The following is a 19,996-nucleotide window of genomic DNA, read 5'->3' as shown; positions in this document are numbered from 1 at the left end:
CACTGTAGGAGCTGTCGAGTGAAACGAGGCTGCGATCTTTTGATTTTCAAAAGCAAGGGCAAAAGATCGCAGCCTTCGGCAGCTCCTACAGGGGATTGGAGCCAGCCTTCAGGCTGCGAAGCATGCACTATTCCGGTGCATATCGGCAGCTCTGATTACTTCAAGCTGCCCGAGAGGAACTGCTGCAAACGCTCGGATTGCGGATTGACCAGCACTTCGCGCGGGTTGCCGCTCTCTTCCACGACACCTTTGTGCAGGAACACCAACTGGTTCGACACTTCACGGGCGAAGCCCATTTCGTGCGTAACCACGACCATGGTGCGACCTTCCTGAGCCAGCGCTTGCATCACCTTCAGAACGTCGCCCACCAGTTCCGGATCGAGCGCCGACGTCGGTTCGTCGAACAGCATCACTTCCGGCTCCATCGCCAGCGCACGGGCAATTGCCACACGCTGCTGCTCGCCACCGGACATGTGCCCCGGGAACGCGTCTTTGCGATGGGCCACGCCAACCTTGTTCAGATAGTGCTCGGCTTTCTCGCGGGCTTCGGCCTTGGACACGCCCAGCACGTGGACCGGCGCTTCCATGATGTTTTCCAGCGCGGTCATGTGCGACCACAGGTTGAAGTGCTGGAACACCATCGACAGGCGCGAACGCATGCGCTGCAGCTGTTTCGGATCAGCGGCTTTCAGCGCGCCGTCCTTGTTGGCCACCAGTTTCAGCTCTTCGTTGTTGAGCAGAATCTTGCCCGCGTGCGGCTGCTCAAGCAGGTTGATGCAGCGCAGGAAAGTACTTTTGCCGGAGCCACTGGAGCCGATGATGCTGATCACATCGCCGGCTGCCGCCTTCAGGGACACGCCCTTGAGCACTTCGTGACTGCCATAGCGTTTATGCAGGTCTTGGACTTCAAGTTTGTACATGCGGTCGGTTCTCACAAAAACAGTCAGTCAGTCGTTGAGCAAGCGCCCGTGACGCAGCGCTTCGCGCCCCGCCACCTTGGCCAGCCAGAAACCGGGTTGGGCATAGCGCAGCCGTTCAATGGCAAACAGCACCCCGGAGGTACCAGCACACACCGTGCTGACCCGATCGGACACAGGATCGATCACTTCGAAAATCTCATCCCCGGCTTCAACCCACTCGCCGGGTTTACGCAGAAAACTCACCACACCGGGGTGCGGCGCCAACAGTAATTCAGTGCCTTCGAACGGCATGCCTTCGCACGGTTCATTGGCCGGCTTTGGCCACTCGCCAGTGATCAGGCCTTGCTCGGCGAGGAACGCCAGAATGCCTTCGGCCCAGGCCAGTGCATCGGCGCGGTCGGTGTTGGCCTGACCGCCCAGCTCGACAGTCGTCGCCAGGCACGCCAGCGGAATCTGCGCGTCCGGGAACTGCCGCGACAGGCGCAGCCACGGCAACGAGCACGCTTCATCGAAGGAGCTGCCACCAGAGTCTTCCGCCAGCAAACCGACCTTCACATTCAGGTGCGCGGCCAGCGAACGCCACTGCGGCCAGTGCTGCGGCAGCGCATACATGTGCAGCGCGGCTTCGGCATCGCAGTGAAGGTCCAGCACCACATCGGCGGTGCAGGCATGGCTGAGCAACACGCGCTGCATGCCTTGCAACTGGCTGCCCGCCTCGGGCAATGCCGCCAGATGCTCAGCCATGGCCTGACGGATCAGGCGAATGTTGGCGTGCGGATCGTCACCGAGACGCTCGGCCAGCGCCGCTGCAACCGGCGCGCTCAGCTCGACGAAATCGCGGTTGAAATTCTTGCCGCTGCCCGCCTCGAAACGTCCCTGATGATTGCCTTGCAGCAATTGGCCAAGGCCCAGCGGGTTGGCGACCGGCACCAGCTCGATCACGCCGTTGAGCAGACCTTGGGCTTCGAGCTCGCCCAAGCGCTTTTTCAGCTCCCAGGCGGTGCGCATGCCCGGCAGTTCATCAGCGTGCAGGCTCGCTTGAATGTAAGCCTTGCGCTCGCCCTGGCCAAAACGGAAGACCGAGATCTTGCGCTCGCTGCCCAGATGGCTCCACGGCAATACGTGATCAATGCGTTCCATATCAGTGCTTCCGCGGGGCCAGGTAGCTCAGCCAGCGACGCTCGGCCAGCTTGAACAGCTTCACCAGAATGAAGGTCAGGCACAGATAGAACAGGCCAGCGGTGATGTACGCCTCGAACGGCAGGTAGTACTGCGCGTTGACGGTACGGGCCGCGCCGGTGATGTCGATCAGGGTCACGATGGACGCCAGACTGGTGGTCTGCAGCATCATGATCACTTCGTTGCTGTATTGCGGCAGCGCCCGACGCAGGGCCGATGGCAACAGGATGCGCTTGTACATCTTGAAGCGCGACATGCCCATGGCCTTGGCGGCTTCGATCTCGCCGTTCGGCGTGGCCTTGAGGCTGCCGGCGATGATTTCGGCGGTGTAGGCGCTGGTGTTGATCGCGAAGGCCAGGCACGCACAGAACGTCGCGCTGGACAGCCACGGCCACATGAAGCTTTCACGGACTTCTTCGAACTGCGCCAGACCGTAGTAGATCAGGAACAGTTGCACCAGCATCGGCGTGCCGCGGATCACGTAGGTGTAGAGCCACGCGGCGCCGTTGACGATCGGGTTCTTGGAGACGCGCATCAGGCCCAGCGGCAGTGCCGCCAGCAGACCGAACAACAGCGACAGCGCGAGCAATTTGAGGGTGGTCAGCAGGCCGCCGAGGTACAGCGGCATGGCCTCCCAAATGACGTTGTAGTCGAAGATCATAGATCAGCCGCCCTTACGCCTACCGAGTAGCGCTTCTCAAGGTGACGCAGCGCCAGCAACGAGACGCTGGTGATCACCAGGTACATCGCCGCCACTGCGAGGAAGAAGGTGAAAGGCTCGCGGGTGGCGTCTGCCGCCTGCTTGGCCTTGAACATCATGTCTTGCAGACCGACTACCGAAATCAGCGCGGTGGCCTTGGTCAGCACCAGCCAGTTGTTGGTGAAGCCGGGAATCGCCAGGCGAATCATCTGCGGCACCATCACCCGGAAGAACACCTGAAAACTGCTCATGCCGTACGCCATGCCCGCTTCGGCCTGGCCCTTGGGGATCGCCATGAACGCACCACGGAAGGTTTCCGACAGGTAGGCGCCGAAGATGAAACCGAGGGTGCCGATACCGGCGGCCAGCGGGTTCAGGTCGATGTAGTCGTCATAGCCAAGCATCGGCGCGACGCGGTTGAGCAAGTCCTGACCGCCGTAGAAAATCAGCAGGATCAGCACCAGGTCGGGAATCCCGCGGATCACCGTGGAATACAGATCGCCCAGCCACGCCAGCCAGCGAATCGGCGACAGGCGCAACGCGACCCCGATCAGCCCGAGAACGATGGCCAGGGCCATGGACGACAAGGCGAGCTGAAGCGTCAGCCATGCGCCATCGAGGATGACAGCCCCGTAGCCTTTCAACATGATTCAGGTCCTCGAAAGTTGGGATGAAAAAATGGCGCAAACCGCAGAGATCCTGTTGCTTGCGCCATTTCTGACTTGTCGCAGAGACGTGTTACTTGCCGTAGATATCGAAGGCGAAGTACTTGTCCTGGATAGCTTTGTATTTACCGTTTTCACGGATGGCCGCGATGGCCGCGTTGATCTTGTCTTTCAGCGCGTCACCCTTGCGCACAGCAATGCCTACGCCGTCGCCGAAGTATTTGACGTCGGTGAACTGCGGGCCAACGAAGGCGAAGCCTTTGCCGGAATCAGTATTCAGGAAGCCGTCCTGCAGCAGGGTGGCGTCCGCCACGGTACCGTCGAGACGACCGGCGGCCACGTCGAGGTAGATTTCGTTCTGCGAGCCGTATGGCTTGATCTCGGCACCCAGCGGGGCCAGGACTTCACGGGCGAAACGCTCGTGGATCGAACCACGTTGCACACCGATGTTCTTGCCTTTGAGCTCGGACAGGTTGTCGCTGACAACGGTGCCTTGCTTCATGACCAGACGGGCCGGGGTGTTGTAGTACTTGTTGGTGAAGTCCACGGACTTCTTGCGGTCTTCGGTGATCGACATGGACGACAGGATCGCGTCGATCTTGCGCACTTTCAGTGCCGGGATCAGACCGTCGAACTCTTGCTCGACCCACTGGCACTTGACCTTCATTTCTTCACACAGGGCATTGCCGATGTCGTAGTCGAAACCAACGATGCTGCCATCCGGCGCTTTGGAAGCGAACGGAGGGTAAGCCGCTTCGATACCGATCTTCAGAGGTTTTTCATCAGCGAAGGAATTCAGCGACAGCACGGACAGTGCCAGGGCGCCAAGCAGCACAAGTTTCTTCATCTTGGGACTCCATCGGTAAAGGGCAAAAACGGCAGAGTGAGCGACAGCCCAATATGCGAATGGGTGAATCGGGAAAGCGGTGCAGCATCGGTGGGAATTTCCCGGTGAAACCACCAGGGGTTTCAACGTCAGCCACGATGAGCGAGTGATCGGCATTCTAACGACAGGCCCGAAGCCGATATTTCTTCAATGCGACAACTAATTACAGATGCACAGAGAAACCCGCTTGAGCGCATTGACAGCCTTGCAAATTCATGCAAGAGCGAAAGACAGTGAACCGATCTATGCTGCAAATTGCGGGCCTATTATTCGCAAACCCTTCTAATCCGGCAAGCGCAGCGTTGGGTCTTATTTTTCACCGGGGATTTTGAGGCTCTAAAACGGGGCGATGCGTTTCCCCTCGCCCCGCTGCGGGGCGGGCGGTTACACATTTGGTTACTCAGGTAGGCATGGGTAACAGCGGGAAGGGGCTTACGCAGGAAATCGATAATTATTGGTTGGGTGGTTTGTGTTTCTGACAGGGGAATACTGCGGCGTCTGACAGATGGCTATCGCTGGCAAGCCAGCTCCCACAGGGATTTCGATTAAGATTGAAATCCCGTTCACACCTCGGAAACCTGTGGGAGCTGGCTTGCCAGCGATGAGGCCGGCACAGCCAGCACAAACCCACCTGACACAAAAAAGCCCCGCCCGGCATCACCGGACAGGGCTTTTCAATGCATCAGAGAGGCTTAAGCCACATTCATCGTCTTGTGCGTATCAATCAAATGCTGCACCACACCCGGATCCGCCAGGGTCGAGATATCCCCCAACCCTTCGTATTCCGCCGTGGCGATCTTGCGCAGAATCCGCCGCATGATCTTGCCCGAACGCGTCTTCGGCAGCCCCGGCGCCCACTGGATCACGTCCGGCGAGGCAATCGGGCCGATCTCTTTGCGCACCCAGTTCTTCAGTTCCAGGCGCAGTTGCTCGCTCGGCTCTTCGCCATTCTTCAGGGTGACGTAGACATAAATGCCCTGCCCCTTGATGTCGTGCGGCACACCGACCACCGCCGCTTCGGCGACTTTCGGGTGGGCGACCATTGCGCTTTCGATCTCGGCGGTACCCATGCGGTGACCGGAAACGTTGAGCACGTCATCCACGCGCCCGGTGATCCAGTAGTAACCATCGGCGTCACGCCGCGCACCGTCACCGGTGAAGTACATGCCGCGGAAGGTCTTGAAATAGGTGTCGACGAAGCGGTCATGGTCGCCATACAAGGTGCGCGCCTGACCCGGCCACGAATCGAGAATCACCAGATTGCCCTCGGCCTCGCCCTCGATGATGTTGCCGAGATTGTCGACCAGCGCCGGCACCACGCCGAAGAACGGACGTGCCGCCGAACCCGGCTTCAGTGCATGCGCACCGGGCAGCGGGCTCATCATGTTGCCGCCGGTTTCGGTCTGCCACCAGGTATCAACGATCGGGCAACGCGACTTGCCGACGTTCTTGTAGTACCAGTCCCAGGCTTCCGGGTTGATCGGCTCGCCGACCGAACCGAGCAGACGCAGGCTGCTGCCATCCGCGCCCTCAACAGCAGCGGCACCCGAAGCCATCATTGCGCGGATCGCGGTCGGCGCGGTGTAGAGGATGTTGACCTTGTGCTTGTCGACGATCTTCGCCACCCGGGTGATGTCCGGGTAGTTCGGCACGCCTTCGAAGAGCACGGTGGTCGCGCCATTGGCCAGCGGGCCGTAGACGATGTAACTGTGACCGGTGACCCAGCCGACGTCGGCGGTGCACCAGTAGATTTCACCTGGACGGTAGTCGAACACACGCTCGTGGGTCATCGCCGCGTACAGCAAATAACCGCCGGTGGTGTGCTGCACGCCCTTTGGCTTGCCGGTCGAACCCGAGGTGTAGAGGATGAACAGCGCTTCTTCAGCGCCCATCTCTTTCGGCGCGCAGACGGTGCCCGCCACTTTCATCAGGTCTTCGTACCAGATGTCGCGATGCTGGTTCCACTTGATGTCGCCACCGGTGCGCTTGCACACGATGACTTTCTGGATGCTGCTGGTTTCCGGGTTGGTCAGCGCGTCGTCGACGTTGGCCTTCAGCGAGATCTTCTTGCCGGCACGAATGCCTTCGTCAGCGGTGATCACCACTTTCGATTTGCAGTCGATGATCCGCCCCGCCAGGGCTTCCGGCGAGAAGCCACCGAACACCACCGAGTGAATCGCACCGATCCGGGTACAGGCCAGCATGGCGACCACGGCTTCGGGGATCATCGGCATATAGATAGTCACCACGTCGCCGCGGTGTACGTCCTGACCACGCAGGGCGTTGGCCAGCTTGCACACTTGCTCGTGCAATTCGCGGTAGGTGATGTTGCGGCTTTCGGAAGGATCGTCGCCTTCCCAGATGATTGCGACTTGATCGCCGCGCTCGGCCAAATGACGGTCGAGACAGTTGTAGGATACGTTCAGGGTACCGTCGGCGAACCATTTGATGTCGACATGGTGATCGTCGAAGGAAGTCTGCTTCACCGTGGTGAAAGGCTTGATCCAGTCGAGGCGCTTGGCTTGCTCGCGCCAGAAACCGTCAGGGTTGACGACCGACTGCTGGTACATGGCTTTGTAGGTCGCCTCGTCAGTCAGCGTATTGGCCAGAACCTCGGGACGAACGGGATACAGAGAAGCCGCACTCATCTTTCTTACCTCGGTGGAATAGTTGTTTTTGTATGACCCCGTTGTAGCCGGGCCGGGCCCATAGAACCATTCGACGATGGTAGTAACAAGCCCCTACAAAACATCCAGTTACCCCTGACGCATGCCCTGCGCTGCTTGTTCCAATACTCCACAACCCCTGTGGGAGCTGGCTTGCCAGCGATTCAGGTGACTCGGATATTCAGGCAAAACGGATCACCGGCAAACCTGGCCCCAGGCAATTTCGACCGATTGTTACCAAAACCACCAAAAGTGTTTATCAAAACCCCACCTGTTTACCCCCACCCCACCTGCCTAAAATCCACTCCGCCGACAAGGCAAACGCGATTAACAACGTTACAGCCCCCACGAAGGCCGTTAATCCAGCTCTCAAGTAATAACTGCAAATGATGAAGTTCCACACGCAACCCTAAAAAGGTTGCGTGACCCCACTCGACCTCAAAAAGGTAAATCTGAAATGAAAGCTTTATTGGTTCTGGCCCTCAGCAGTCTGTGCGCAACCGCCATGGCAGACGAGGTCCCGACTGATGTCGCACAGCAACAACCGGCTATCGAGGAATACACTTACTCGACCCACCTGGACATCGCCAACGTAGTGTCCATGAGCGAAGTTCCAAACGTCTGCGAAGTTGTTCCGATGAAAATGGAGTACGACGACTCCAAGGGTCAGCGTCACATCCTGCGCTACAGCGTGATGGGTAACGGCTGCACCAATTGATGATCGAGACTGCACCGAATCGGATCGCTCAGCGCCTCATTTGAGGGTCGATTCCAGCCCGGCTTCGGTCGGGCTCAGTTGTGTCTGGAGTCGTCAAAAATGCTTGCAAAACACTAGATGTAGTGAAAACACGGTTTTTTTGTTCGTTTTTTGAGCAAATCCACAATCGCGAGATTTTTACGAAAAAAAATCTATCCCCGGCAAAGCCCTGTAAACCCGCACTCTCATCGAAAAACCAGCCTCCTCGACCGCGCCATGCGCGGATTCGCCTCAGCACAGCCGTGTTTTTTTCCCTATAATGCCGCCCTAATCGGGTCAGCAATATTCCCTTACAGGGAGCAAAAGCCATTCTGAAGCCCCGCAGCAGCCTAAACGCTGATCTGCGCCCGTCAGAGGCTCTCGGAAACCCGTACAAAATTCTGTTTTATTGCCTGCCTTGGCTGCCGCAAAAAACGATTCCTTAAGATCCAACGCGGTCTGTACGACCGTGTGAAAAACCAACCAATCAGGTTTCACACGGGGCGCCAGGCCCTCACGCAGGAGACGACACGTCATGCTGAGCTGGGACGAATTCGACAAAGAAGACAGTGAAGTAGCAGCAGTGAAAGGCGCCAACGCCGGCCACGCTACTGAAGCCAACATGGACCGCCTCGACAGCGCCGGCGGTGCCGCAGCGCTGGAAGCCCGCGCCGTGACCGCCGACGACTCGGCCGCCGTGGCCCGCGCCAAGGCTGCACTGGATTCCCTCGACGTCGCCGAAGGCCTCGCCGAACTCGAAGGCGCCTCCGCCCGTGTCGCCGTTGACGAAAAGCGCATGATCAACTGCCGCGCCGACCTCAACCAACTCGTACCTTTCAAGTACGACTGGGCCTGGCAGAAGTACCTGGACGGCTGCGCAAACCACTGGATGCCGCAAGAAGTCAACATGACCGCCGACATCGCCCTCTGGAAAAACCCGGAAGGCCTGACCGACGACGAGCGCCGCATCGTGATGCGCAACCTCGGCTTCTTCTCCACCGCCGACTCCCTGGTTGCCAACAACCTGGTCCTGGCCGTGTACCGCCTGATCACCAACCCGGAATGCCGCCAGTACATCCTGCGCCAGGCCTTCGAAGAGGCGATCCACACCCACGCCTACCAGTACTGCATCGAATCGCTGGCCATGGATGAAGGCGAGATCTTCAACATGTACCACGAGATCCCGTCGGTCGCCAAAAAAGCAGCCTGGGGCCTGAAATACACCCGTTCGATCTCCGATCCGAAGTTCGAAACCGGCACCCCGGACACCGACAAAGAACTGCTGCGCAACCTGATCGCCTACTACTGCGTTCTGGAAGGCATCTTCTTCTACTGCGGCTTCACCCAGATCCTCTCCATGGGCCGCCGCAACAAAATGACCGGCGTCGCCGAGCAGTTCCAATACATCCTGCGCGACGAATCCATGCACCTGAACTTCGGCATCGACGTGATCAACCAGATCAAAATCGAAAACCCACACCTGTGGGATGCCGAGATGAAGGAAGAAGCGACCCAAATGATCCTGCAGGGTACGCAACTGGAAATCGAATACGCCCGCGACACCATGCCTCGCGGCGTACTGGGCATGAACGCGGCGATGATGGAGGACTACCTCAAGTTCATCGCTAACCGTCGTTTGTCGCAGATTGGTTTGAAAGAAGAGTACCCAGGGACGACTAACCCGTTCCCTTGGATGAGCGAGATCATGGACTTGAAGAAAGAGAAGAATTTCTTTGAGACGAGAGTGATCGAATACCAGACTGGTGGTGCGTTGAGCTGGGACTAATGGTCTCGCTTGGCACGATTTTGACGATTGCTGCCTGAGTCGAAAAGTCGAGAAATCAAAAGCCCCGATTTGATCGGGGCTTTTTTATGGACGATTGGTAATCGTTTTTTACGCCTACGTCACAGCGCTCAATCTCCTACAGCACTTACAGCTGCGTCCCATTGAAGCCCGCTACAAGCACTACTAAGCTCTATCAAAGGTGCCTAAGAAACGCCCAACGTAGAAAGCTCGGTCAGTGACACAGACGTGTAATTCGTCGGTGACAACTGCTCTGCTCGTTGGGATTTCTTAAGTCCGCTCTACGTTGGGGTCAGGCCCTCCCAAAATCTAACGTAGAGGTCTAGATATGTCTGATCCGCTCCCGGTAATGGTGTTCTCTCGCCACAACCTTTCTCTCCATGCCCTTCTATTAGAAAACCAGCCTTGGTTCTCCGCTCGCGATGTCGGCCGCTTGATGGGTTTCCATCTGAATGATCGGGTGGTCAACAAGCTGGATAACGATCAGCGTCGCGTCTTGTGGATTGAGTACTTTCGAGAGCCAGAACAGCAGCTGATGCTTAGTGAATCCGGGGTGTATGCGCTGTTGGTCTATCACTACGTTCCGGGAAATCGTTTGTTGCGTGAGTGGCTGACCAACGAGGTAGTGCCGACGTTGCGCGATGCTGGGGATTCAGGAGATTCGAATCGGCCAATGTTGAGCTTGTTGGATTGGCCGGAGATGTCTTTGAGTTTGCTGCATTGGCAGGATGAGGGCTGGATTCGGCTTCGGGATATGCCTTACCTGTTAAATGATCAGCCGCGACGACGAACGGTCGAAGCTAATCCTTGGTGGCGGCGGGTCGTAAATACGTTGCAGTTATCTGCACATTCACTTAGGTCAAATCATCGAAAACCCAGCGACCGTTGAGAAGCCCTTTCAATTGCTCAACACTCAGTAATTGCTGAGGCTTTCTATGAACAATTGCGTGGCAATTTGCACAGAGAGGAACAAGGTCAGTCACTGGATCGACAACCTGTTCCTCTTCAAATTCGGAAATGGGCTTCACGTGATGCACATGAATGAAGCCCTTCGCGTGCTCCCCATAGGCTTTCTCAAAGTCAAAATCACATGCTTTGCATAGAAGACCATGAATAGCGATAGCCTGACGTCTAAGCTTGGGACAACGCTCGTATCTCACACCGTAATAAGTGGATTTTTTACCTTCAGTACCAACGATTACGGTTTCAAAATCCTCTGTACCGTCAACCTGGCTGAAGTCATCTGCCTGCGATTGCGTCAGCACAGCATTGGATGAGATCCGGTCGAACACAGTTTGATCAATGGACCGAACACCGTTACGCCAGTAATTGTTCTTTAGATTTGAGGGAATTTGCTCAAGGTACTCCCCCTCGAGCTTTATTGGGATTGCCGACTCAAACTGACGAAAATCCTCAATGGAGGCAAACAGGTCTCCTCGCTTACTGTTCTTGTCTGCATACACCCTCCCTATCCGAGCCAAACCAAAATAATGAGGTGCAGAACTCAAACGTAATGCTGCAAAAGCCTTATTTTTCAGTTTCCCCTTGTAGTAGAGAACTTCTGTTCCCTGGACAAGGATTTCCTTGTACCGCTTCGGGAAGTGGTAGAGAACCCCAGTTTGATCGGCCCATTTTGACAAATCATTCTCGGCAATTACGGCTGGCATCAACTCATCCTCTTATCAGAGGCTAGAGATTACCAAATCTAGAGAAAAGTCCTACACGACTTACAGAAAGCTCTCACAACTGACTCAAGCCAAGTTTTCAGCCTTTCGGTGAGACATGTGTTCCACCTCTCGCTCTTAAATTGCTTTGACGGAGCCTAGAAAATGACCGCATCACTGCACCAAAAAAAGAATTAGTAGGTGCACCACCACGCGCCTCCCGCTATTAATACCCCTCCCCCACTCAAGGATCCGAGCCCTGCCATGAAATTCGATCTCGCCTACTGCCTCAGTCTCGACGACAAGTTGTCGATCTATGACGTTCGCGATCTCAATTTCGATGAGACGGTGGCGTTCGATTCTGCGAAGGAACACTTCCAGTGCCCCAACGATGCCTGTCGTTCGGCGTTTGATGCCTCCAACGAGTTGGGCACGTTCAACGCCAAGAATGTGAATTACGTGCGCACGCCGCACTTCAAGAACTTGCCCGGTACGCAGCATGTAGCAGGTTGTCCGTATGTGAGTTTGAAGGCGTCGGCATCCGGGGTTGAGGCGGTGGATGGAGAAACGGGTGACGGGCGGGAGGAGCATTTTCCGTCGGAGTTGTTGCTGACGCGACGTGAGTATGTGCGCAAGCCTGCTGCGCCTGCGGGGGCGCCGGATGTGTTGCGCGATGATCCGGTGCGGGTGGCGCAGGTGAGTTCCAAGGAGTCGCCGGGGCGTGAGACGGCGCCGGACAAGACCAGTGTGTTTGCGCATCCGGTGGAGTGTTTTGTGTCGAACTTCGCCGACAAGGAGTTGCTCAAGCGCATGCCGTTGAAGATCGGCGAGCACACGGCGCCTTATGGCTCGTTCTTCAAGAAGATCGAGTATCTGACGGACAACAAGGGGCTGATTTACTGGGGCAAGATCAAAGAGATCAAGGATTACACCCAGAGTTTTCGCATCGATTTCGAGCAGAAGATCTGGTTCAAGCAGGCGGATGAGGCGAAGAAGAAGCCGTATTCGGTGAACGTTTACTTGAGCAAGAAGTTGATCGACAACTACCGCAAGCGCAAGGCGTTTCTGGAAGAGATCAAGCATGCGATCGACAGCGACAAGGAGTTGTTCTGTTTCTTCTATGGCGTGACGCCGGAGTTGAAGCAGGTGCCTAGCAAGAAGAACCCCGAACAGACGTTCGGGGTGTTCAGTGCCAACATCGAGAACCTGGATCACTTTATTGTGCGGGAGGCGCCGGGGTTGGTGTGATGGTTAGCCTTTGGGCAATTGCAGTTTGGCTGCGCCACGGTGCTGGTTGACCAGCGAGTACGGCAGCACTGACCAATCAGGGTTGTCGCAGTTACGTTGGTAACGGGCGAAGTAAGCGCCCAGGTAAATACCCTTCGGTGTGAGGTGCCAGTTGGAATAACCCCAGACGCTTTCATCGGTGTAATCGCAGTTGCCATCGTCTTCGGCGGGCTTCTTCATCTCTTCGGGATAGAGCGTGGTGAACTGTTTGACCAGCCACGGCGCCATGACTTTCATCTGATCGTATTCGGTGACCGCGCTATTCGGTTCACCAATCCACAGCACATCTTTGAGTTTCAACAATTCGCCGGTGTGGACGTCGAGGTTGATTGGCGAACTGCCGAAATCCGGGTGGGCGCCGCCGCAGCTGTAACCGGTGGAGATGTCCAGGCTGACCACGTCGGGCGAGAGAAACTCGGGGGCAGCCCCTTGATCGAACTCGGCATATTCCCCGCCATCCATCATGCAGCGGTGATAGTCGATGACTTCAGTCCAGAGCCGTCCGAGCAGGTGGTTATTAATCCGCTGCTGCTCTTCTTTCGTATAGCCGGACTCGACACTGAACAACGAAACCTTCGACTCAGGCTCCGTCCACCATTGCAGGTCGTAGCCCATGAAGTTTTCTTTCTTCTCCGGTTTGAGTTTGAGCCCCTGTAAGCGCAAATACTCGTAGGGATCGCTCTTCGGCAAAGTGGCAATAAAGGGCAGCGTAGTTGCGCTCGGCGCAGGAAGTTTGGCTTCGGTCAGTTGCACCGGCAGCTTCTTGCCCTTGGGGTTTTGCCATTCGCCCTGCCAGCCATTGGCGATGGATTTCAACTTCAGGGTGGGCAGCGGTTTGTCGTCGTCATAGCGGTTGTTGCCTTCAACCAGGTTCAACGTGCTGTCCTGCAGCGAGCCACTGAGCTCTAGGTCGCGGTGATACTTCTCGTAGAAGTAGCGGCCGGTGACTTCGTCCTGCTGCGTGGTGTTGAGCTCCACCACAATCGGCATCTTGCCCAGCGTACCGGTGAACACGCGCCGGCCATCTTCGGCATGGGCGGTGGAAATCAGTGTGAACAGCGCCGCAGCGTATGGCGCCAGGCGCAGCAGTCCCTTGAGCATGGATCGATCCCTGAATGAATGAGGCTGCGGAGTATGCAGAGGATGCGCGCAGGAATCGAGGCTCTACTTGAGCAGCATGCCCAGCATCACGACGATTAACAGACCGATATACACCCAAGCATGCACCCGATCCGGTATCCGCCCGATCCACGGCGTGGCCATTCGAATCCCGACCAACGACCCCAGCGTCAGCACTGCAAACGCCAGCAAATCTACATACCCGACAAACCACGCGCCCAGATCCGTCGCACTGAATCTGGCCAGTGCCATGTAGGTCAGCGTTCCGGCCACTGCCACCGGCACGCTCAACGGGTTCGCCATGGACGTGGCCTGGGACATGCTCAGCCCGCAGCGGCGCAATAGCGGCACGGTCATGACGCTTCCTCCTACACCGAGGAACGTGGCGATGGCGCCGATGCCTACACCGCCGCCGGATGTTTCTGTACTGCGGAGTCGGCGTGGGATGACGCCTTCGCTGCGGGTGAGGAAGCCGCGCCTGAGCAGGCAGTCGATGATGGTCACGCCGAGGTAGGCGATGAAGGCGTACCGAATGACCTCGCCGCTGACCCACACCGCGGCGATCGCACCAATGATCGCGCCCAGGGCGATGAAGCCGCCGAGCGGCCACAGGTAATGACGGATCAGGTTGCCGGCGCGGCGGTGTTTGTCGGTGGCGATCAGGGCGTTGACGATCATCACGCAGGTCGAGGTGGCGACGGCGATGTGCATCGCCGATTGGCCGATGGGGTCGTCGGCACCGTGGCTGGCGGAGAGCATGCGGTAGAGCAGCGGCACGACGACGAAGCCGCCGCCGAAACCGAAGAGCACGGCGGTGATGCCGGTCAGGCAGCCGAAGAGAGTCAGCAGGAGGTAGAACATGGCGCGTCTTCCGGTGGTGGCGAGCGGTCGACGATAAAGCGACGCGACTTGGCCTGCTTCAGCAACTCAGCCAATAATGTTTGCGTTTACGCCAACTACCGGGAAACGCTCGATGCGCAATGTTTCGATCAATCTGCTGGATCACACACCGCGCCCGGTGGTGGCGATCGGAACGGATTATTCCCACGGCCATCTGTTGCCGTTTCATACGCATCGACGGGCGCAATTGTTGTACGGCGCGACCGGGGTGATGCAGGTTCGTACTCATGACGGCAATTGGGTGGTGCCGCCACAACGGGCAGTGTGGATTCCGCCGGAAGTGGCACATGAGGTGCTGATGCTGGGCGTGAGCACGCGCAGTCTGTACATCGAGCCAGGGGCGGTGGATTTGGGGCAGCGCTGCCAGGTGATCAGCGTTTCGCCGTTGATGCGGCACTTGTTGATGGAGGCGGTGGAAGTGCCGCTGGCCTATGACCTCGAAGGACGCGATGGCGTACTGATCGACTTGCTGCTGCATGAACTGGCGCGCAGTGCGCCCCTGCCCTTGCACATTCCGCTGCCGACTGACGGAAAGCTCCTGGCTTTGTGTCAGAACTTTCTGCATCAGCCGAACGCCCATCAGTCACCGCAACACTGGGCCGGGCAGTTGCACATAAGCTTGCGCACCTTCAACAGACTGTTTCGGCAGCAGACCGGGTTGAGCTTCAGCCAATGGCGGCAACAGGCCTGCGTGGTGCTGGCGCTGGCGCGGCTGGCGGTCGGTGAAGCGGTGACGCGGATCGCCCTGGATTTCGGTTATGAGAGCCCGGCGGCGTTCTCGACGATGTTCCGGCGCATCCTCGGCCAGGCACCGTCCGTCTGGTTGGAGGCGGCGAACTAGGGCAAATCAAAAAATGCGTTTGATCCCGGTCGAAAACAACTGTACAAAAACCCAGTACATTTTCAATCAGCACTCTTGAGCCCGGAGCACACCATGGCCTCTCTTGCGATGAACCACATCCTCGAACGCATTGCCCTTTTCCAGTTCACCCCGACGCACTGCGTCCAGGCCCGAGCGATGCTGGGCTGGAGCGTGGAACAACTGTCGCGCGAGGCGCAGGTTGCGGTGGATGATATCCAGCGGTTTGAAGCGCAGCAGGACGTGGCGGACGCGGCGCGGCTGGCGTTGGCTTACCGGTTTGAAGCGCAGGGGTTGGTGTTTTTTCCGGGGTTTGCGCCGGGGCGCAGTGCGAGTATGGGTGCGCCATCGGATGCAGTGGGGCGTGGGGATTATGCGATGGCTGAATGAACAGGCAAGTTGATATTTATCCCTAAATAGGTATATTTTCGCATGAGTGCAAGGAAGCCGCTCTTGTGGGTCTGCAGTAGTAAGAAAGATCTCAAGCAGATGCCCACAGACGTACAGGATGTATTTGGTTACGCATTGGATTTGGCCCAGAGTGGCTTGAAGCATCCGGATGCAAAACCCCTGAAAGGGTTCGGAGGCGCGGGAGTGCTGGAGCTGATCGAAGACTTCGACACCAACACCTACCGGGCCATTTATACGGTTCGTTTCGGCAGTGCCATTTATGTATTGCACTGCTTTCAGAAGAAGTCGAATACCGGAATCAAAACCGCCCAGTCCGACATTGATCTGATCCGAAACCGACTTCGAGCCGCTCAGGATCACGCGAAAGGATCAGAAAATGATAGAAATTGAAGAAGGTAGCGGGAACGTCTACCGAGACCTCGAATTACCCAATGCCAGTGAAATGCAGGTTAAGTCGCAGCTCGCGGCGAAGATCGGCGAGATCATCAAGGCACGCCATCTCACTCAAATTCAGGCATCTGAAATTCTTGGATTATCTCAGCCCAAGCTATCCGACATGCTGCGGGGGAAATTTCGCGGCATCAGTGAAGCCAAGATGATGGAGTGCCTCTCGCATCTTGGACGAGACGTTCAGATCGTAGTGAAATCGGCCCCCCGGTCACGGAAAGAGGGCCGAATTGAAGTGGTATTTGCTTAACCTGAAACTGATCAGGCGTTCTGCACCACCCCTTCACTCTCCCCTTCAACCGCCAACCACCACGCACTCCCGCGCTGCGGCTGCATCAGGTTGAACGCCTCGCCCATTTGCGGCGTGGTGATCGCCACACTGCGCTCCCAGGCCAGTGACAGGATCCGATCAAACGGTTCGTGCCAGGCGTGCATGGCCAGGTCGAAGGTGCCGTTGTGGATCGGGAATAGCCAGCGGCCCTTGAGATCGATGTGCGCCTGCAGGGTTTCTTCGGGTTGCATGTGCACGTGCGGCCATTCGACGTTGTAGGCGCCGGTTTCCATCAGGGTCAGGTCGAATGGGCCGTACTGTTCGCCGATGCGTTTGAAGCCGTCGAAGTAGCCGCTGTCTCCGCTGAAGAAGATGCGGGTGTCGCCATTGATCATCACCCACGAGGCCCACAGCGTGCTGTTGCTGTCGAACAGGCCGCGGCCGGAGAAGTGCTGCGAGGGCGTGGCGACAAAGCGGATGCCGGCGATTTCGGTGCCCTGCCACCAGTCGTACTGGCGGACTTTGCTGGCATCGATGCCCCATTTGACCAAAGTATCGCCGACGCCCAGCGGGGTCAGGAAGTAGTTGGTTTTGGCCGCCAGTTTCAGCACTGCCTGGTAATCGAGGTGGTCGTAGTGGTTGTGCGAGAGGATCACCGCTTCGATCGGCGGCAACTGGTCGATACTGATCGGCGGCTGGTGAAAGCGTTTCGGGCCGGCCCACTGCACGGGCGAAGCGCGCTCGGCGAAGACCGGGTCGGTGATCCAGAATTTGCCGCGCATTTTCAGCAGCAGGGTCGAGTGGCCGAGGCGATAGACGCTGTGGTCAGGCGCGGCCAGCAGGTCTTCAGTTGTCAGCGACTGCACCGGGATCGCAGCGGCGGGACGGGTATTGCGCGGCTTGTTGAAAATCATGTTCCACATGATCCGCAGCATTTTGCGCCCACCTTCACGTTGCACCGGCGCATGGTTACGGAATAGCCCTTGATCCTGGCGAGAGGCTTCAGGCGTGGAAATTTGATCCGCAGAAATATCTGAATTGGCCATGACTGAGAGACTCCAGAAAAACCGCGCAATTCACGGTTTTTCACGGTGGGACGATAAATGGCCAAGGCACGCACGCATCAGCCGAACTGTCTGGTTTTTAGGTTGCGCGGATTAACGCAACATTACACTCGACGGTGTAGTTTCTAGGTTGCATCAAACCGGATGACAAGTAAACTGCCAAGTGTAATTCCCCCTCTTTCTCTGCCGAAGCGTACTTATGACAGCTGCACAGCGCCTTACCGACCGCAAACGCGAAGCCATCATTCAGGCGGCGATTGCCGAATTCCGGGCCACCGGGTTCGAGATCACCAGCATGGACAAGATCGCGGCTACCGCTGGGGTGTCGAAGCGCACGGTGTACAACCATTTCCCCAGCAAGGAAGAGCTGTTCGCCGAAATTCTCAACCAACTCTGGGCACGGATTACCGAAGAGCAGATGGTGAGCTACCGCGCCGATCAGCCGCTGCGCGAGCAACTGCTGCCCATGTTGCTGGCCAAACTGCAGATGATGGCCGATGACAATTTTCTCGGACTGGCGCGGGTGGCGATCGCTGCCACCATTCATTCACCGGAGCGCGCGCAGGACATGGTGGCGCGCATGGGCGAGCGCGAAGAAGGCCTGACGGTGTGGATTCGCGCTGCGCTGGCCGATGGTCGGTTGAAAACCGTGGATGCCGATTTCGCCGCGCAACAGGTGCAGGGACTGTTGAAGTCATTCGGTTTCTGGCCGCAGATTTCCATGGGTTTGCCGCCGCTGGATGCAGACACGCAAAAAGCCGTGGCCGAGTCGGCATTGGAGATGTTTCTGGCACGTTATCAGCTCTGAACCGGCCTCTTCGTCACCCGCCCGGAGTCACCGACTCGAACTTTGAAAAAACCGGAAACGTACCGACGCGCAATTTCTTGTACAACTTAATTCGGTTTGTATAAGATCGAGCCGTCAGCCTGGATGCTGGCACTTTGCAGTCAATGACAAATGCTGACCCGGCATTTGCTCTGCCAGCGCGGAAACAGGGACACAAACCTCGTCTTTCCCTACTTCCAGGTACTGCCCCCTATGTTTTTCAAACGCCACCAAGCCGAACTCAACGATCTTCAACACACCCTCACCGAACAAAACGGCCTGCTTGAAGCGATCAATCGCTCCATGGCGGTGATCGAGTTCGACCTTGACGGTGTGGTGTTAAAGGCCAATGACAACTTCCTCAAAACCATGGGTTACCGCGCCGAACAGGTGATCGGCCAGCCGCATCGCTTGTTCTGCACTCCGGAGTTTGGCCGCAGCGCGCAATACACCGAACTGTGGTCGCGCCTGAAAAACGGCCAGTTCCAGTCCGGCACCTTCGAGCGGATCAACAGCCAAGGCCAGCCGGTCTGGCTGGAAGCCAATTACAACCCGATCAAGGATGCGTCGGGACGTGTGGTCAAAGTGGTCAAGTTCGCTATGAACGTGACGACCAAGGTGCAGCAGGAAAGCGAGGCCAACGCCAAACTGCAGGCAATCGACCGGGCGATGGCAGTGATTGAATTCGACCTCGACGGCGGCATTCTCACGGCCAATCAGAATTTTCTGACACGCATGGGTTACACCCTCGCTGAACTCAAGGGTAAACATCACCGTTTGTTCTGCCGCGCGGAGCTGGTCAACAGCAGTGCCTACGAGGACTTCTGGCGACGCTTGAATCAGGGTGAACTGTTCCAGGGCCAGTTCGAACGCGTCGACAAGCGCGGCCAGAGTATTTGGCTGGAGGCCAACTACAATCCGGTGTACGACGCCGCCGGGCGTTTGTGCAAAGTGGTGAAATTCGCCACGGACGTCACCGCCCGCGTCGAGCAGCACGAGCACGATGCCCGTAGCGCCAGCGCCGCTTACCACATCTCCGTGGAAACCCGGAAAGTCGCCGAGCAAGGCACTCAGGTGATCCAGCAGGCGGCCAGTGAAATGCGCGAGATTGCTGACGACATCGCGCAGTCATCAACGCTGATCGCGCAACTTGGCGAGCGCTCGGAGCAGATCACCGCGATCGTCAATACGATCCGCGCGATTGCCGACCAGACCAACCTGCTGGCGCTCAACGCGGCAATTGAAGCGGCGCGCGCCGGGGATCAGGGCCGCGGTTTTGCCGTGGTGGCGGACGAAGTGCGGCAACTGGCGGCGCGCACCAGCGGCTCGACGGCGGAGATTTCCAGCATGATCGGCCTGATCCAGAGCGAGACACGGCAGGCGATCAAGAGCATGGAAGGCACCCGCGGGCGGGCGGCACAAGGCGTTGAACTGGCGGATCAGGCCGGCAGTGTGATTTTGCAGATCCGCGATGGCGCCAGTGAAGCGGTGCAGGCGGTGAGCATGTTTGCCAATGAGCGGGCGCCGGGCTGAGAGACCGCGTCGCGGCTTTCGCGAGCAGGCTCGCTTGTATGTTTAGACTTGAAGGGGTG

Annotated in this window: 20 protein-coding genes and 1 pseudogene; 11 read left to right on the top strand and 10 right to left on the bottom strand. The window is 57.6% G+C overall.

Annotation, left to right across the window (positions count from 1 at the left end; all coding sequences use genetic code 11):
- Positions 1-155 precede the first annotated feature (155 nt).
- From B1722_RS24420 to acs, 6 genes are all read right to left on the bottom strand, one after another.
- Positions 156-920, bottom strand: coding sequence for an ABC transporter ATP-binding protein (locus tag B1722_RS24420; RefSeq protein ID WP_003227281.1), 765 nt, complete (start codon positions 918-920; stop codon positions 156-158).
- 27 nt (positions 921-947) lie between these two features.
- The gene (locus tag B1722_RS24415) at positions 948-2,060 is read right to left on the bottom strand and encodes a M14 family metallopeptidase (RefSeq protein ID WP_041066513.1); all 1,113 of its coding nucleotides are present in this window, start codon (positions 2,058-2,060) and stop codon (positions 948-950) included.
- 1 nt (position 2,061) lies between these two features.
- Positions 2,062-2,760: an ABC transporter permease gene (locus tag B1722_RS24410; RefSeq protein WP_086794676.1), complete on the bottom strand. Its 699-nt coding sequence runs from the start codon at positions 2,758-2,760 to the stop codon at positions 2,062-2,064.
- Positions 2,757-3,446 (bottom strand): ABC transporter permease, encoded by a 690-nt coding sequence (locus B1722_RS24405; RefSeq protein ID WP_003227287.1) that lies wholly within the window; start codon positions 3,444-3,446, stop codon positions 2,757-2,759. Before B1722_RS24405 ends, B1722_RS24410 begins: the two co-directional genes overlap by 4 nt.
- Positions 3,447-3,537: 91 nt before the next feature.
- Positions 3,538-4,311, bottom strand: coding sequence for an ABC transporter substrate-binding protein (locus B1722_RS24400; protein WP_027612633.1), 774 nt, complete (start codon positions 4,309-4,311; stop codon positions 3,538-3,540).
- 731 nt (positions 4,312-5,042) lie between these two features.
- On the bottom strand, positions 5,043-6,998 hold the full coding sequence (acs, locus tag B1722_RS24395) for an acetate--CoA ligase (RefSeq protein ID WP_086794674.1): 1,956 nt from the start codon (positions 6,996-6,998) through the stop codon (positions 5,043-5,045).
- A 475-nt stretch (positions 6,999-7,473) separates the two neighbouring features.
- Here acs and B1722_RS24390 point away from each other — a divergent pair, with 475 nt between their 5' ends.
- The 3 genes from B1722_RS24390 (at position 7,474) to B1722_RS24380 (ending at position 10,445) form a co-directional block, all read left to right on the top strand.
- A complete protein-coding gene (locus B1722_RS24390; RefSeq protein WP_003227290.1) occupies positions 7,474-7,734 on the top strand; it encodes a DUF2790 domain-containing protein in 261 nt (86 codons plus the stop codon).
- A gap of 553 nt (positions 7,735-8,287) precedes the next feature.
- The gene (locus B1722_RS24385; protein ID WP_027612630.1) at positions 8,288-9,538 is read left to right on the top strand and encodes a ribonucleotide-diphosphate reductase subunit beta; all 1,251 of its coding nucleotides are present in this window, start codon (positions 8,288-8,290) and stop codon (positions 9,536-9,538) included.
- A 346-nt stretch (positions 9,539-9,884) separates the two neighbouring features.
- Complete coding sequence (locus B1722_RS24380; protein ID WP_084234155.1) at positions 9,885-10,445, top strand: Bro-N domain-containing protein; 561 nt, start codon at positions 9,885-9,887, stop codon at positions 10,443-10,445.
- Here the strand turns inward: B1722_RS24380 and B1722_RS24375 are convergent.
- A complete protein-coding gene (locus B1722_RS24375) occupies positions 10,411-11,223 on the bottom strand; it encodes an HNH endonuclease (RefSeq protein ID WP_041066501.1) in 813 nt (270 codons plus the stop codon). The genes B1722_RS24380 and B1722_RS24375 overlap by 35 nt on opposite strands.
- A gap of 261 nt (positions 11,224-11,484) precedes the next feature.
- Between B1722_RS24375 and B1722_RS24370 the strand changes: the two genes are divergently transcribed.
- Positions 11,485-12,468 carry a hypothetical protein gene (locus tag B1722_RS24370; RefSeq protein WP_086794672.1) on the top strand — a complete coding sequence of 328 codons (984 nt, stop codon included), beginning with the start codon at positions 11,485-11,487 and terminating at the stop codon, positions 12,466-12,468.
- Positions 12,469-12,471: 3 nt separating this feature from the next.
- Here B1722_RS24370 and B1722_RS24365 read toward each other — a convergent pair whose 3' ends face one another.
- Both B1722_RS24365 and B1722_RS24360 read right to left on the bottom strand, forming a co-directional pair.
- Positions 12,472-13,608, bottom strand: a complete 1,137-nt coding sequence (locus tag B1722_RS24365) for a hypothetical protein (RefSeq protein WP_086794671.1) — start codon at positions 13,606-13,608, stop codon at positions 12,472-12,474.
- A 63-nt stretch (positions 13,609-13,671) separates the two neighbouring features.
- Complete coding sequence (locus tag B1722_RS24360) at positions 13,672-14,487, bottom strand: sulfite exporter TauE/SafE family protein (protein ID WP_086794669.1); 816 nt, start codon at positions 14,485-14,487, stop codon at positions 13,672-13,674.
- 112 nt (positions 14,488-14,599) lie between these two features.
- Here B1722_RS24360 and B1722_RS24355 point away from each other — a divergent pair, with 112 nt between their 5' ends.
- The 4 genes from B1722_RS24355 to B1722_RS24340 all read left to right on the top strand — a co-directional run bounded on the left by B1722_RS24355 (position 14,600) and on the right by B1722_RS24340 (position 16,493).
- Positions 14,600-15,367 carry a helix-turn-helix domain-containing protein gene (locus B1722_RS24355; protein WP_086794667.1) on the top strand — a complete coding sequence of 256 codons (768 nt, stop codon included), beginning with the start codon at positions 14,600-14,602 and terminating at the stop codon, positions 15,365-15,367.
- A 93-nt stretch (positions 15,368-15,460) separates the two neighbouring features.
- Entirely contained in the window at positions 15,461-15,775 is a 315-nt protein-coding gene (locus tag B1722_RS24350; protein ID WP_086794665.1) for a hypothetical protein, read from the top strand.
- Between the two features lie 42 nt (positions 15,776-15,817).
- Positions 15,818-16,186 carry a type II toxin-antitoxin system RelE/ParE family toxin gene (locus B1722_RS24345; protein ID WP_041066486.1) on the top strand — a complete coding sequence of 123 codons (369 nt, stop codon included), beginning with the start codon at positions 15,818-15,820 and terminating at the stop codon, positions 16,184-16,186.
- Positions 16,173-16,493, top strand: a complete 321-nt coding sequence (locus B1722_RS24340) for a helix-turn-helix domain-containing protein (protein WP_041066483.1) — start codon at positions 16,173-16,175, stop codon at positions 16,491-16,493. Before B1722_RS24345 ends, B1722_RS24340 begins: the two co-directional genes overlap by 14 nt.
- An 11-nt stretch (positions 16,494-16,504) precedes the next feature.
- On the opposite strand, the gene B1722_RS24335 is transcribed toward B1722_RS24340, so the two are convergent.
- Positions 16,505-17,560, bottom strand: a complete 1,056-nt coding sequence (locus tag B1722_RS24335) for an MBL fold metallo-hydrolase (protein ID WP_086794664.1) — start codon at positions 17,558-17,560, stop codon at positions 16,505-16,507.
- 217 nt (positions 17,561-17,777) lie between these two features.
- On the opposite strand from B1722_RS24335, the gene B1722_RS24330 reads away from it, so the two are divergent.
- From B1722_RS24330 to B1722_RS30195, 3 genes and pseudogenes are all read left to right on the top strand, one after another.
- Positions 17,778-18,386: a TetR/AcrR family transcriptional regulator gene (locus B1722_RS24330; RefSeq protein WP_086794662.1), complete on the top strand. Its 609-nt coding sequence runs from the start codon at positions 17,778-17,780 to the stop codon at positions 18,384-18,386.
- 150 nt (positions 18,387-18,536) lie between these two features.
- Positions 18,537-19,391, top strand: a pseudogene (locus tag B1722_RS30200) (PAS domain-containing protein); the annotation flags it as partial.
- A 51-nt stretch (positions 19,392-19,442) separates the two neighbouring features.
- Positions 19,443-19,937 (top strand): methyl-accepting chemotaxis protein, encoded by a 495-nt coding sequence (locus tag B1722_RS30195; protein WP_371851402.1) that lies wholly within the window; start codon positions 19,443-19,445, stop codon positions 19,935-19,937.
- Positions 19,938-19,996 lie beyond the last annotated feature (59 nt).

This window comes from Pseudomonas sp. SCPG-7 (genome assembly GCF_002156405.1).
In the GTDB taxonomy this organism is placed as follows: domain Bacteria; phylum Pseudomonadota; class Gammaproteobacteria; order Pseudomonadales; family Pseudomonadaceae; genus Aquipseudomonas; species Aquipseudomonas parakoreensis.
Note: the sequence above shows the minus strand (reverse complement) of the source record. Positions and strands in the feature narration are given on the sequence as shown.

Excerpts from the sequence above, each read along its gene's own strand:
- B1722_RS24420 (WP_003227281.1), bottom strand. The coding sequence starts at position 920 with ATGTACAAACTTGAAGTCCAAGACCTGCATAAACGCTATGGCAGTCAC.
- B1722_RS24415 (WP_041066513.1), bottom strand. The coding sequence starts at position 2,060 with ATGGAACGCATTGATCACGTATTGCCGTGGAGCCATCTGGGCAGCGAG.
- B1722_RS24410 (WP_086794676.1), bottom strand. The coding sequence starts at position 2,760 with ATGATCTTCGACTACAACGTCATTTGGGAGGCCATGCCGCTGTACCTC.
- B1722_RS24405 (WP_003227287.1), bottom strand. The coding sequence starts at position 3,446 with ATGTTGAAAGGCTACGGGGCTGTCATCCTCGATGGCGCATGGCTGACG.
- B1722_RS24400 (WP_027612633.1), bottom strand. The coding sequence starts at position 4,311 with ATGAAGAAACTTGTGCTGCTTGGCGCCCTGGCACTGTCCGTGCTGTCG.
- acs (WP_086794674.1), bottom strand. The coding sequence starts at position 6,998 with ATGAGTGCGGCTTCTCTGTATCCCGTTCGTCCCGAGGTTCTGGCCAAT.
- B1722_RS24390 (WP_003227290.1), top strand. The coding sequence starts at position 7,474 with ATGAAAGCTTTATTGGTTCTGGCCCTCAGCAGTCTGTGCGCAACCGCC.
- B1722_RS24385 (WP_027612630.1), top strand. The coding sequence starts at position 8,288 with ATGCTGAGCTGGGACGAATTCGACAAAGAAGACAGTGAAGTAGCAGCA.
- B1722_RS24380 (WP_084234155.1), top strand. The coding sequence starts at position 9,885 with ATGTCTGATCCGCTCCCGGTAATGGTGTTCTCTCGCCACAACCTTTCT.
- B1722_RS24375 (WP_041066501.1), bottom strand. The coding sequence starts at position 11,223 with ATGCCAGCCGTAATTGCCGAGAATGATTTGTCAAAATGGGCCGATCAA.
- B1722_RS24370 (WP_086794672.1), top strand. The coding sequence starts at position 11,485 with ATGAAATTCGATCTCGCCTACTGCCTCAGTCTCGACGACAAGTTGTCG.
- B1722_RS24365 (WP_086794671.1), bottom strand. The coding sequence starts at position 13,608 with ATGCTCAAGGGACTGCTGCGCCTGGCGCCATACGCTGCGGCGCTGTTC.
- B1722_RS24360 (WP_086794669.1), bottom strand. The coding sequence starts at position 14,487 with ATGTTCTACCTCCTGCTGACTCTCTTCGGCTGCCTGACCGGCATCACC.
- B1722_RS24355 (WP_086794667.1), top strand. The coding sequence starts at position 14,600 with ATGCGCAATGTTTCGATCAATCTGCTGGATCACACACCGCGCCCGGTG.
- B1722_RS24350 (WP_086794665.1), top strand. The coding sequence starts at position 15,461 with ATGGCCTCTCTTGCGATGAACCACATCCTCGAACGCATTGCCCTTTTC.
- B1722_RS24345 (WP_041066486.1), top strand. The coding sequence starts at position 15,818 with ATGAGTGCAAGGAAGCCGCTCTTGTGGGTCTGCAGTAGTAAGAAAGAT.
- B1722_RS24340 (WP_041066483.1), top strand. The coding sequence starts at position 16,173 with ATGATAGAAATTGAAGAAGGTAGCGGGAACGTCTACCGAGACCTCGAA.
- B1722_RS24335 (WP_086794664.1), bottom strand. The coding sequence starts at position 17,560 with ATGGCCAATTCAGATATTTCTGCGGATCAAATTTCCACGCCTGAAGCC.
- B1722_RS24330 (WP_086794662.1), top strand. The coding sequence starts at position 17,778 with ATGACAGCTGCACAGCGCCTTACCGACCGCAAACGCGAAGCCATCATT.